The sequence below is a fragment of the Streptomyces sp. NPDC028289 genome, assembly GCF_055565975.1.
Genome location: NZ_JBVHTI010000004.1, coordinates 744,130 through 756,248 on the forward strand (window position 1 = coordinate 744,130; position 12,119 = coordinate 756,248).

13 protein-coding genes are annotated in these 12,119 nt (G+C 71.0%); 8 read left to right on the forward strand and 5 right to left on the reverse strand.

Features of this window, described 5'->3' with window-relative positions; translation table 11 throughout:
• Positions 1-14: 14 nt before the first annotated feature.
• Genes ACZ4UV_RS23380 through ACZ4UV_RS23390 form a run of 3 tightly spaced genes read left to right on the forward strand, consistent with a single transcriptional unit; the run spans position 15 to position 2,307 of the window.
• Complete coding sequence (locus tag ACZ4UV_RS23380; protein ID WP_351487984.1) at positions 15-434, forward strand: Zn-ribbon domain-containing OB-fold protein; 420 nt, start codon at positions 15-17, stop codon at positions 432-434.
• On the forward strand, positions 431-1,585 hold the full coding sequence (locus ACZ4UV_RS23385) for a thiolase family protein (protein ID WP_451020436.1): 1,155 nt from the start codon (positions 431-433) through the stop codon (positions 1,583-1,585). Before ACZ4UV_RS23380 ends, ACZ4UV_RS23385 begins: the two co-directional genes overlap by 4 nt.
• A 44-nt stretch (positions 1,586-1,629) precedes the next feature.
• Positions 1,630-2,307, forward strand: a complete 678-nt coding sequence (locus ACZ4UV_RS23390) for an SDR family NAD(P)-dependent oxidoreductase (RefSeq protein WP_467840348.1) — start codon at positions 1,630-1,632, stop codon at positions 2,305-2,307.
• A gap of 6 nt (positions 2,308-2,313) precedes the next feature.
• Here the strand turns inward: ACZ4UV_RS23390 and ACZ4UV_RS23395 are convergent, their stop codons facing one another.
• On the reverse strand, positions 2,314-2,970 hold the full coding sequence (locus ACZ4UV_RS23395; RefSeq protein ID WP_351487992.1) for a TetR/AcrR family transcriptional regulator: 657 nt from the start codon (positions 2,968-2,970) through the stop codon (positions 2,314-2,316).
• 140 nt (positions 2,971-3,110) lie between these two features.
• On the opposite strand from ACZ4UV_RS23395, the gene ACZ4UV_RS23400 reads away from it, so the two are divergent.
• A complete protein-coding gene (locus tag ACZ4UV_RS23400) occupies positions 3,111-3,716 on the forward strand; it encodes a TetR/AcrR family transcriptional regulator (RefSeq protein ID WP_351487994.1) in 606 nt (201 codons plus the stop codon).
• 8 nt (positions 3,717-3,724) lie between these two features.
• Here the strand turns inward: ACZ4UV_RS23400 and ACZ4UV_RS23405 are convergent, their stop codons facing one another.
• The 4 genes from ACZ4UV_RS23405 to ACZ4UV_RS23420 form a co-directional block, all read right to left on the reverse strand.
• Entirely contained in the window at positions 3,725-5,080 is a 1,356-nt protein-coding gene (locus ACZ4UV_RS23405) for a 2-oxo acid dehydrogenase subunit E2 (RefSeq protein ID WP_467840353.1), read from the reverse strand.
• A 5-nt stretch (positions 5,081-5,085) separates the two neighbouring features.
• On the reverse strand, positions 5,086-6,111 hold the full coding sequence (locus tag ACZ4UV_RS23410) for an alpha-ketoacid dehydrogenase subunit beta (RefSeq protein WP_351487998.1): 1,026 nt from the start codon (positions 6,109-6,111) through the stop codon (positions 5,086-5,088).
• Between the two features lie 5 nt (positions 6,112-6,116).
• Positions 6,117-7,118 carry a thiamine pyrophosphate-dependent dehydrogenase E1 component subunit alpha gene (locus ACZ4UV_RS23415; protein ID WP_467840356.1) on the reverse strand — a complete coding sequence of 334 codons (1,002 nt, stop codon included), beginning with the start codon at positions 7,116-7,118 and terminating at the stop codon, positions 6,117-6,119.
• A 97-nt stretch (positions 7,119-7,215) separates the two neighbouring features.
• Positions 7,216-7,677 (reverse strand): VOC family protein, encoded by a 462-nt coding sequence (locus tag ACZ4UV_RS23420; protein WP_351488004.1) that lies wholly within the window; start codon positions 7,675-7,677, stop codon positions 7,216-7,218.
• A 149-nt stretch (positions 7,678-7,826) separates the two neighbouring features.
• Here ACZ4UV_RS23420 and ACZ4UV_RS23425 point away from each other — a divergent pair, with 149 nt between their 5' ends.
• From ACZ4UV_RS23425 to ACZ4UV_RS23440, 4 genes are all read left to right on the forward strand, one after another.
• A complete protein-coding gene (locus ACZ4UV_RS23425; protein ID WP_351488006.1) occupies positions 7,827-9,110 on the forward strand; it encodes an aromatic ring-hydroxylating oxygenase subunit alpha in 1,284 nt (427 codons plus the stop codon).
• Between the two features lie 29 nt (positions 9,111-9,139).
• Positions 9,140-9,931 (forward strand): SDR family NAD(P)-dependent oxidoreductase, encoded by a 792-nt coding sequence (locus ACZ4UV_RS23430; protein WP_351564154.1) that lies wholly within the window; start codon positions 9,140-9,142, stop codon positions 9,929-9,931.
• A gap of 31 nt (positions 9,932-9,962) precedes the next feature.
• Positions 9,963-11,699 carry a PEP-utilizing enzyme gene (locus tag ACZ4UV_RS23435; RefSeq protein ID WP_467840361.1) on the forward strand — a complete coding sequence of 579 codons (1,737 nt, stop codon included), beginning with the start codon at positions 9,963-9,965 and terminating at the stop codon, positions 11,697-11,699.
• A 70-nt stretch (positions 11,700-11,769) separates the two neighbouring features.
• Positions 11,770-12,084 carry a putative quinol monooxygenase gene (locus tag ACZ4UV_RS23440; RefSeq protein WP_351488014.1) on the forward strand — a complete coding sequence of 105 codons (315 nt, stop codon included), beginning with the start codon at positions 11,770-11,772 and terminating at the stop codon, positions 12,082-12,084.
• The last annotated feature ends 35 nt before the right edge of the window (positions 12,085-12,119 follow it).

The window sequence follows — 12,119 nt, forward strand, 5'->3', positions numbered from 1 at the left end:
GAAGGCGGAACGGCATGACCACCAGAGTCATCGACGAGGTGTTGTTCGACGACGGGGACCCACCGCGTCTCGCGGGCGCCCGCTGCTCCGGATGCGGCACCGTGGTCTTCCCCCGGCAGGACTCGTGCCCCAAGTGTTCGGACGGCGCCATGTCCCCGCATGTGCTGGCGGTGAGCGGGCACGTGTGGTCGTGGACGCTCCAGGCCTTTGCGCCGAAGCCGCCGTACCGCCCGCCGTCCGGCGGCCACCGGCCGTACCACGTGGGCTACGTGGACCTCGGTGAGGTGCTGGTCGAGGCGCTGCTGGCGGTTCCCCGCGCGGAGATACGGATCGGTCTGCCGGTCCGGCTCACCACGGTGCCCGCGTACCGGGACGAGGACGGAACCGAGGTCGTGACCTTCGCGTTCCGTCCTGACCTGGACGGGGAGCGATGAGGCGGACCGACGAGGTGTACGTGATCGGGTGCGGTATGCATCCCTTCGGCCGCGACGAGACCGTCACCGGCATGGACATGGCCGAGCGTGCGATACGCGAGGCGCTGGCCGACGCCGGTGTGGCCTGGGCGGACATCGGCTACGCGGCCGGCGGCTCCGACGTGTCCGGCAAGCCCGACACGCTGGTGGGCCGCCTGGGCCTGACCGGCGTGCCCTTCGTCAATGTGCACAACGGCTGCGCGACCGGTGCCTCCACCGTCCTTGCGGTCGCCAACGCGCTGCGCGCGGGCGAGGCCTCCCTGGGGCTGGCGGTCGGGTTCGACAAGCACGAGCGGGGTGCGTTCCATGTCTCCGCGGCCCGCTACGGTCTGGGTGACTGGTACGCCGAGACCGGCATGATGCTCACGACCCAGTTCTTCGCCCTCAAGACCCGGCGGTACCTGTACGAGCACGGGATCTCGGAGCGGGCGTTGGCGATGATCGCCGCGCGAGCCTTCCGCAACGGCTCGGACCACCCGCTGGCGTGGCGGCGCAAACCACTGACCGAGCAGGAGATCCTCGACTCCGCCGAGGTCAGTCCCCCGCTCACCCGGTACATGTTCTGTTCCCCCGGTCAGGGCGCGGCCGCGCTGGTGCTGGCGCGCGGCGACCGCGCCTTCGACCTGTGTGAACAACCGGTCAGGCTGGCGTCGTTGGCTTTCCGGACCCGGCGATTCGGTTCTTTCGAGGTGTTCTCGCCCTGGCTGCCGCCGGGACCGCACCGCAGCCCCAGTGTCGACGCCGCGGAGGCGGTCTTCCGCGCGGCAGGGGTGCGGCCCGCGGACGTGCAGGTCGCCCAGTTGCAGGACACCGACAGCGGCTCGGAGCTGATCCATCTGGCGGAGACCGGGCTGTGCGGTCACGGCGAGCAGGAGGAGCTGCTGTCCGCCGGGGAGACCGAGGCCACGGGCCGGATACCGGTCAACACCGACGGCGGCTGCCTGGCGGGCGGAGAGCCCGTCGGCGCCTCGGGTCTGCGGCAGTTCCACGAAGTTGTACGGCAGTTGCAGGGCCGGGCGCCCGGTGTGCAGGTGCCGGGCGCTCCCCGGGTGGGCTTCACCCATGTGTACGGGGCGCCCGGGATCAGCGCCTGCTCGGTCCTGACGGTATGAGAGGCGGCGGGCGAAGTATGCGGCACGGCGGGAGAACAGCACTGGTGACCGGCGGGGCACGCGGGATCGGCCTGGAGATGTGCCGACAGCTCGCGGACCAGGGGCTGCGGGTCCTGGTCGGGGCGCGAGGACGGGAGGCCGCCGCAGAGGCGTGCCGCGTCATCGGCCCGGCGGCACTGCCGCTGGCCCTGGACGTGACGTCCTCGAAGAGCGTCACGGAAGCGGTCCGGGAGGCGGCGGGGCTGACCGGTGGGATCGACGTGCTGGTGAACAACGCGGGCGTGTCCCTGGACCGGGAACTGCGGCCTCCGTATGTCGATGAGGACATCCTGCGGGCGACCCTGGACACGAACCTCACCGGCGCCTGGCGGGTGGCGGAGGCCGTCGTCCCCCGCATGGTGAAAGCCGGCTACGGGCGGGTCGTGAACGTCACCAGCTCGTACGGTTCGCTGGCGCTGATGGACTCCGGTCGGCACCCCGCCTACCGGATCTCCAAGGCGGCGCTCAACGCCCTGACCCGTATGCTCGCCGCCGAGCTCTCCGGCACGGGCGTGCTGGTCAACGCCGCCGACCCCGGCTGGACCCGCAGCGGCATGGGCGGCCCGTCCGCTCCGCGCGGCCCGGAGGAAGGGGCGGACACGCCGGTCTGGCTGGCGACCCTTCCCGAAGGCGACGAGACGACGGGCGGGCTGTTCGCCGACCGGAGGCCGCTGCCCTGGTGAACCGCCTCAGGTCCGGGACGGGGCCGGCTTCTCCTCGGCGCCGACGATGCGCAGCGCCAGCGCCCTGACCGCCTCGAGCACGGACCGGGAGGGCAGCTGGGACAGCGGTCCGCCCTCCGCCCGCAGCGCGGTGACGAGCATGGTCGTGCTGATCAGTGTGCGGACCGCGAGCGCCTGCCCCGCGTGCCGAGCCTTCGCCGCCCGGGGGCTGCGAGTGGTGCCCTCGGGCAGATAGTCGTAGCCACGCTGGATGTGCCGCTGCTCGAACTCGTCCCGCAGCACCTTGACGCTGCCGTTGGCGGAGGCGACCTGGACCTGGTACAGACGGGCCTCGTCCGGGTTCTGCTCCACCCAGTCCCACACCGCGTCGATGACGCGGACCAGACCCTCCGCATCACCCGGCTCGGACTCCGGACGCGCCGCCTCCACGACCGCGTTCAGCTGGTCGAAGACCCGTCGCATCGCGAGTTCGAGCAATTCCTCTTTGCCGTCGAAGTGGTAGTAGACGGCGGTGGGCACCACCTGTGCCTCGTCCGCGATGTCCTGGATGCTGGTCTCCGCGAATCCGTTGCGGCCGAAGACCCGCACGGCGGCCGAGATGATGTGCTGCCGCCGCGAGGGCCGGTGGGCGGGCTGCTTGCCGTTCTTCGTGGTGGCCATCATGCTCCCTGCCGACTGCCGTGAACCCGCGTCCGTGGGCCCTGCGTACTGACCATTGTATCCAGTTACTACTGCCGTCCGACGGCATAATTCCTGCTCCACAAGCGCCTCCGGAGCGCCGGGCTCCCGGCATACTTGACACCATGACGACATCCGGAACCCGCGCCGCTCATCGTCCGTCGCGCAAGCAGTGGGTCATCGACGCAGCCACGGAGCTGTTCGCCACCCAGCCGCCGGACGAGGTGACGGTGGCCGACATCGCCGCTCGTGCCGAGATGACCTCGGCAGCGGTGTACTACCACTTCTCCTCCAAGGACCAGGTCCTCGCGGAGGGTATGCGGGTGTTCGCCGCCGCGCTGCGCGAGCAGTTGCAGGCACTCACTCAGGCCCACCCACCGGGCTCGGACATCGGCACGGCGATCACCTCGCTGCTGGGCTGGCTGGGCGAACACCGGTCCGCCGCCACCGTCTTCTTCGTGTCGTCGGCCGGCATGAGCCAGGACGCGGAGGCACTGCGCCAGGAGAGCCGCACCGAACTGCTGGACGAACTGGTACGGCTGATCCGCAAGGCCGGCGGGCCGGTCTCCGACGCCGAGGCGGCGGTGATCGGCCTGGGCCTGCTGGCGCTGCTGGAGACCGCGGCGATCTCGCAGGTCCGGGGCGACGACGTCTACCGGTCGCTGGGGCACCGCTCCTTCGTCCGCGAGGTCGGCAACCTCGCGGAGCGGATCGCCGACCCGGCCACATAGGCCTCGGATCACACCAGCAGGCGGAGGGGCTTGCTCAGCAACTCGCCGACGGTGCGCAGATATTCGGCGGCGGGTGCCCCGTCCACGGCACGGTGGTCGAAGGTGAGGCTGAGGGTGAGCACCCGCGTGCGCAGCGGCCGGTCGTCCACCCACTCGACGCCGTCCCTGAGCCTGCCCACCCCGATGATCGCGACGTTGCCGGGGTTGATCACGGGGGTGAAGAAGTCGACGCCGTATCCGCCGAGCGAGGTGACCGTGAAGGTGGCCCCTTCCAACTGCGCGGGCGAGATCCGTCCCTCGCGCGCGGCCTGGGCCAGGGACCTCGACCGGCGGGCGACCTCGGGCAGCGGCAGCGCCACCGCGTCCTCGATCACGGGGACCATCAGGCCGCCCGGAACCGCCACCGCGAAGCCCAGGTGGACCTCGTCGAGCAGATGGACGCCGTCCTCCCGTACCGTCGCGTTGAGCAGCGGGTGCTCGCGCAGCGCCAGGGCCGCGGCCTTCAGCAGGAAGTCGTTGATGCTCGGTACCGGCAGATCGCTGCCGGCCCACTCCTCCTTGAGCCGGTCCCGCAGGGACACCACGGCGTCCATCCGCACCTCGTAGCCGTGCGTCAGCTGCGCCATCTCCTGGAGGCTGGCGTGCATCCTGCGGGCGATGGTGCCGCGCATCCCGGTGAACGGGATGACCTTGCCGGGACGAGCGAGAGGGGGCTCGGGCGCCGGAGTGACTCCCTCCAGATCCGCCCTGCGGATGCGGCCGCCGGGACCGGTGCCGTTCACCTCGGAGAGATCGATGCCCCGCTCCTTCGCCAGCTTGCGGACCAGCGGTGAGGCGGGGGTGTCGCCCGACGGGACGAGGGTGACGAGGTCGCCGGGGAGGGCCGCGAGGAAGTCCTCGACGTCCTCGGAGACGATCCGTCCGCCGGGACCGGTGCCCCGTACGGCGGTGAGGTCGACGTCGGCGGCCGCGGCGACCCTCCGGGCGTTCGGTGAGGACAGAATCCGGTCACCGACGCGCTTCTCACCCGTGCCGTTCGCGGAGGGCGCCGCGCCGGCGTCGGGGGCGGGCGCGGTGGTCCCGGACCCGACCGGCGTGGGCGTGCCCGCCGGGTCCGGTGGCTGTTCGCCCTCGGCCAGCAGCCAGCCGATGAGGGCCCCGGCCGGCACGGTGGCCCCGGCCGCGACCACCGGGTGGAACAGTCCCCCGGCCTCCGCCTCGACGTCCACGTCGACCTTGTCGGTGGCCAGCCGCAGCAGGGCGTCGCCCTCCGCGACCGCGGCGCCGGTGGGCACGAGCCATTCGTCGATCGTGCCTTCCTGCATCGTCAGGCCGATCTTCGGCAGCAGAACCTCGACCGCCACGTCGGTCACGACCTTTCGAGGAGACGCCGGCAGCCCTGGGCGATCCGGGTGCGATCGGGGACGTACGCCCTCTCGAGGACCGGGGAGAAGGGAACGGGCGAGAAGGGAGCGCCGATGCGCAGAACCGGCGCGTCCAGGTGGTCGAAGGCGGCGTCCTGGATCTGGGCGGCGATCTCCGCGCCGAGCCCGCCGAACGTGACGGCCTCGTGCACCACGAGCACCCGGTTGGTGCGGCGGACGGAGGCGAACATCGTCTCGGTGTCCAGGGGCTGCACGGTGCGCGGGTCGATCACCTCGATCTCGACGCCCTCGGCCGCGAGTTCGCCGGCCGCCGCGAGGGCCTCCCCCACCATGCGGCCCAGGGCGATCACGGTGACGTCGCTGCCCTGGCGCGCGGTGTGCGCCTGGCCCAGCGGGATGCCGTAGATCTCCTCCGGCACCTCGCCGGCGCTGCCGAGCAGGACCTTGTTGAGCATGACGACGACCGGGTTGTCGTCCCGGATGGCCGAGACGGTCAGGCCCTTGGCGGTGTACGCGTCGCACGGCATGACGACCTTGAGGCCGGGCACGTGGGCCAGCCAGGCCTCCAGGCTCTGGCTGTGCTGGGCCGCGGCGCCGAGGCCGGCTCCGGAGGCGGTGGTGATGGTGAGCGGCACGGACAGCGCGCCGCCGAACATGTACTTCATCTTGGCCGCCTGGTTGACGATCTGGTCGAGGCAGACGCCGATGAAGTCCATGAACATGAGGTCGACGACGGGGCGCAGGCCGCGGGCGGCGGCGCCCACGCCGAGGCCGACGAGGGCGGCTTCGGAAATCGGGGTGTCGATCATGCGGCGGGGGCCGAACTCGTCCAGCAGGTTGTCGAACATGCGGAAGACGCCGCCGTATCCGGCCACGTCCTCGCCGGCGACGAAGACGTTCTCGTCCTCGCGCATGGCCTGGGCGAGTCCCTCGTTGAAGGCCTTGACGTAGGTCAGTTTGCGGGCCGCGGCGTTCGGGGCGACGGCCGGTGCTTCGGTGGTGGTGGTCATGGCGGTCATCCCGAGTAGACGTTGAGCAGCAGGTCGGCGGGGTCGGGCAGCGGGCTCGCCTCGGCGTACGCGATGGCCTCGGCGATCTCGTCGCGAGTGCGCTGCCATACGTCGTCGAGATCCGCGCGGGTCGCGGCGCCGTCGGCGACGGCCCGGGTCTCCAGCAGGTCGATGGGGTCGCGGGCCTTCCACTCGGCGACCTCCTCGTCCGAGCGGTAGGGGTGCCGGAGGCCCTTGACACCCTGGTGGTCGAAGTAGCGGTAGGTCTTGGCCTCGATCATCATCGGGCCCTCGCCGGCCCGGGCCCGTTCGACGGCGTCGGCGGCGGCGCGGTGGACGGCGAGCGCGTCCATGCCGTCGACGATCACGCTGGGCATGCCGTAGGCGGCGGCCCGGTCGGCCACGTCGGTGAGCAGCATGTGCCCGGACTGTGGCGTGAATTCGGCGTAGCCGTTGTTCTCGCAGACGAAGACGACGGGCAGGCCGAGGATCGCGGCCATGTTGGCGCCCTCGTGGAAGGCGCCGATGTTGGTGGCGCCGTCGCCGAAGAAGGTCACGGCGACACTGTCCTCGCCCTTGTACCGGGCGGCGAAGGCGGCACCCACGGCGATCGGGACGCCCGCCCCGACGATGCCGTTGGCGCCGAGCATGCCGCGGGTGAGGTCGTTGATGTGCATGCTGCCGCCGCGGCCGAGGCAGGCGCCGGTGACGCGTCCGTACAGCTCGGCGTACATCTCGCGGAGGCCGACGCCCTTGGCCACGGCGTGCCCGTGACCCCGGTGGGTGGAGGTGATCTGGTCGTCGTCGCGCAGGGCCGCCATGACCCCGGCGGCCACGGCTTCCTGGCCGACGTAGAGGTGCAGGAAGCCGGGCAGTTTGCCCGCCTCCATGAGTTTGCCCGCCTCGGTCTCGAACAGCCGGATGCGCACCATGCGCTCGTGCAGATCCCTGATGACCTGCGCGGATACCTGGTGCGCGGCCGCATCGGCCGACTTCTTCTGAGCCATCGTCCGCCCCTTCGCCCGAGGGAGGTGTGCCACACACGTGGACTTTCTAGTGTCTGTCTACAGTAACCAGCACCAGGCACCTTACTGAACAGGCTCTCTAATTACTACGCCCCGGACCCGACTCCTCGCCCCGACCGTCCACCAGTTCCACCGCGTTACCCTCCGGATCCGTCCAGAAGCTGATCCGCCGACCGTGCGCGCGGACGACGACCGGGTCCGACAGGGGCTTGGCACCGGCGGCCCCCAGCGCCGCCACCACCGGGTCCACGTCGTCGACATGGAAGGTGAGATACGACAGCCCCTGACGTCCGGCCAGTGGATGCGCCGCGCGGGCCGGCACCGCGGGCGACGAGGGAAGAATCAGCTTGACACATCCCCCGGAGGGCACCTGCAGCCAGACGACGACCACCTCGCCGCCCAGTCCGGCCGGGCCGCCCACACCCGCCGGTACGCGCGAACGGTGCACGGCGCGACAACCGATCACGTCGCGGTAGAAGCGCTCCATCGACCCCAAGTCCCGTACCACCACGCCCACCTCGAACGGTCGGACCACGACCATCGCACCCACCCCTACGGGAGACCGAGCCGAAACTTCGCCACTTTCTATTGACAGACCACACTAAGTCCTGTTGCAGTTTCGGACACAGCCCAGCTGTCGCATTCCGAAGCCGGTCACCGGCTCGCGGCTGGGAGGATTGTGAGGACATCGTGGTCCAGACCAGTTCGCCGGAGATCCGGGAGACAGACGCCGACCGCAACCCGCCCTCGGCCCCCGAATACTCCTCGTGGATCAGCCAGGTCCGGTCCACCGACGCCGCGTCCCTGACGATGCGGCGGGAGGCCGCCGAACTCGTCGAGCGCGTGATGGCGCACTACCGCGCCAACACGACGCACGAGGCGGACGGTCAGTGGACGGAACCCATCGCCAACTACCTCGACGCCGACCGCTGGCAACGCGAGACGGACGCCGTCCACCGGAGCGTCCCGCTGCCGCTCGCCATGTCCTGCGAGCTGCCCGGTCCGAACACCTACAAGGCGATCGACGTGCTCGGCATCCCCGTGCTGATCACCCGGGACCGCCAGGGCGCCGTACACGCGATGATCAACGCCTGCCGGCACCGGGGAGCCAAGCTCCTCGAACCCGGCTGCGGGGTGTCGAGGCGGCTCACCTGCCCGTACCACTCGTGGTCGTACGACCTGGCCGGCGAACTGCGGGGCGTCTACGCCGAGAAGACCTTCGGCGACGTTCCACGCGAGGGGCGCAGCCTGGTCAGGCTTCCTGCCGGGGAGCGGGCGGGGATCGTCTTCGTCTCGCTGGACCCGGCGGCCGAGCCCGACCTGGACGCCTGGCTGGGCGATCTGCAGCCGCTCCTCGAGGGGCTCCGGCTGGCGGAGTGCCACCACTACGCCACCCGCGAGCTGACCAGTCCCAACTGGAAGGTCACCCTCGACGGATATCTGGAGACGTACCACTTCGCCTCGCTGCACCCGAAGACGGTGTTCGAGACGAACCTCTCCAACATGATGGCCCACGACACCTGGGGCCCCCACCAGCGCATCGCACCGGCTCTGCGCCCCATCGCGCAGGCGGTCGAACTGCCCCCGGACCAACGCGATCCCGGCGACTGCGTCGGGCCCATCTACTGGCTCTTCCCGGGCCTCGCGATCGCCGGCGGCTGGCGCCAGAAGATCGCCGTCTCCCTGGTGCTGCCGCGGACGGCCACCGAGTCGGTGACCCAGCAGATCATCCTGCTGCGGGAGCCGGCGGTCAGCGAGGAGGAGCGCCAGGCCGCCGACCGGTTCGGCGAGTGGTTCCACGAGGTGGTCCGCGACGAGGACTACGCGACCACCTACGGAGTCCAGCAGGGTCTGAAGGCCCTCGACGGGACCGAATTCGTCTTCGGACGCAACGAGCCCGGACTCCAACACCTCCACCGCACCATCCACCAACACCTGGAAGACGGCGCCCAGGCCGCCAGAGCCACCAGGTGACGAACCAACGACACTCGCGGGAGAACAGCATGGTGGCTACGGGCAGCCTCGACGGACGTGTCGCGGTGATCACGGGCAGCACGCGCAGCATCGGCCGTGCCATCGCCGAGGCCTTCGTGGCCGACGGCGCCACGGTCGTCATCAGCGGCCGTTCCGAGATCAAGGGCAAGCAGGCCCTGGAGGAGATGGGCGCCGGGGACCGGGCCGTCTTCCACCCCTGCGACGCCAACAGCCAGGAGGACATCGAGGGCCTCGCCGACTTCGCCGCCGAGCGCTTCGGCCGGCTCGACATCTGGGTCAACAACGTCGGCGGCAGCTCCGGCTTCGCCCCCATCCACCAGCTCAGCGACGAGGCATGGCACGACGCCCTCAAACTGAACGTCAACGGCTACTTCTACGGCACCCGCCGGGCGCTGCCGAAGATGCTGGAGCACGGCTGGGGCCGCATCATCAACATCTCCTCCGTCGAGGGCAAGCAGGCCAACAAGCCGGGGATCAGCCACTACATCACCAACAAGCACGCGATCCACGGCCTGACCAAGGCGACCGCCTTCGAGTACGGCACCCAGGGCATCACCTGCAACGCCATCTGCCCCGGCGCCGTCGACACCGACCTGATGCGTGCCGCGGGGCCGGCCGCGGCCGAGGCCGAGGGCATCAGTTACGAGGAGTGGCTGAGCCGCTTCGCCGAGCACGCCGCCACCAAGAAGATCACCACGGTGGAGCAGATCGCGGCTGTCGCCTCGCTGCTCGCGAGTGAGGCCGGCACAGGAATCACCGGCGCGCTGATCAGCGTCGACGGCGGAACGGCGCAGTGGTAGGCGCGGGTACGGACAGCGGGAGACCTGGGTCATGAAGAGCTGGATCACGGACTGGCAGCGCAGTGAGCGGCTGCCGCACTACACCCGCGCCAACGCGGGTGAGACGCTGCCGGAACCCGCCAGCCCGCTGGGCTGGACCCTGGTGTGGGGGCAGGGCCTGCAGGGCTGGCGTCGCGGCTTCGTCGGGTTCGGCATATACCGCGAGGAGGAGGTGGCCGGCCCCCGACCGCCGTTCGTCGGCATGTTCGGCGGCCACTTCTACCTCAACCTGTCCCACATGCGGCTGTTCGGCATCCGTATGGGCCAGACGGCGGACCAGATCGACGCGGCCTTCGTCGGACAGCGCTCCGACACGCCGGTGTACCTGGCGCACCCGGACGACCAGGACGAGGAGCTGACCGCCAAAGCGGGCGGGACACTACAGCGGATGCTCGGCCAGAGCAGCTTCCCGGAGGCCGACGCCGACCGGCGGCGTCTGCGCGCACTGCGCCGCTCCCGGCCCGACCCGACACGGCTGTCCGAGGCCGAACTGGTGGCGTACGCACGGTCGTTGCTGGACGAGGTGGAGACGACCTTCCAGCGGCACGTCGAGTCCTCGCTGCCCGCGTCCGTCGGACCGGCGATCCTCGGCCCGCTGTGCGCGAGCGTGGACCGACCCGGCGCCGTGCTGGATCTCATCGGCGGTCTCGGCGACGTCGACTCCGCCTCCCCCTCGACCGGGTTGTGGACACTGTCCCGCCAGGTGGCGGCCTCGGCCGAGCTGAGCGCGCTGTTCGACCGGGGTCCGGCCGCCGTGGAGCAGGCCCTCGACGGGGCGACCGGCGACGTCAAGACGTTCCGCGACGCGTTCGAGGAGTTCCTGGCCGAGTCGGGCGACCGCGGCCCCAACGAGTGGGACATCCACGCGCTGTCCTGGGAGGCGGCGCCCGTCCAGGCGCTGGCCCTGGTCGACCGCATCCGCCACAGTCCCGACGACGACTCCCCCGCCGCCCGCCACACACGGCTGACCGAACGGCGCGAGCGGACGGCGCAGGAGATCCGGGCCGTGCTGCCCGAGGAGACACAGCCCATGTTCGACGCCGGCATGCACGCCTCCCAGGTGTGGATCCCGGCCCGCGAACGCACCAAGGCGAACTGCGTCACCGTCGTCAACGAGATCCGCATGGCCGTACGGGAGCTCGGTCGCCGCGGCGTCGAGGCGGGCCTCTTCGCCCGGCCCGAGGACGTGATGATGCTTCTGGACACCGAGCTCGACGACTATGTCGCCGCCCCGGAGTCCTTCGGCCCCGTCATCGCGCGGCGACTCGAGGAGTACGCCGCCCTGCACGACCTGGAACCGCCGTTCTTCGTCGCGGACGACGCCCAGACCGACATCGGCACCTGGCCGCGGCGCGCCGAGGAGCGGACGCAGGCGGCCGTCCAGGGTGATGTCCTCGGCGGTGTGGGCGGCAGCCACGGCACCTACACGGGCCGCGTGCGGGTGGTCACCGACCCGGCCTCGTGCGAGGCGCTGGAGCCCGGGGAGGTGCTGGTCGCGCCGATCACGGACGCGGCCTGGACCCCGCTGTTCCTGGTCGCCGGAGCGGCCGTGGTCGACGTGGGCGCGCTCAACAGCCACGCCGTGGTGGTCTGCCGCGAACTGGGCATCCCGGCCGTCATCTCCGTCGAGGGCGGGACACAGCGCCTGCGGGACGGGATGGTGATCACGGTCGACGGTGACAGGGGCACGGTCACCGTGGACAGCGTTCCGGCGCCGCTGGGCATCTGAGACACCGCGGGTCCGTCGCTCCCCTGCACCGGGGCGACGGGCCCGCGGGCACGACCGCGAAAGGAATCCCGTGGCTGAGGAAGTCATCGTCGCCGGCTGGATGGACTACGAGCCCGACGACCGCGCCGGCATGCTGAAGGCCCTCGTCGAGCTGGGCCGGCGCACCCGCGAGCAGGAACCCGGTTGTCTGGACTACGCCATGACCGCCGATCCCACCGACGAGCGGCGTATCCGGGTGTACGAGCACTGGACCTCCCGGCAGGCCCTCGACGAGCACTTCACCACCGCGCACATCAAGGACTTCCGGGCGGCCGTGGCGGGGCTGACCCGAGTCGGGGTCTCCCTGACGGCCCACACCGTCGCCGCGTCACACCCCATGCGTTGAAACGGCGCCCCCCGGCCGGGGGGCGCCGTTTCAGC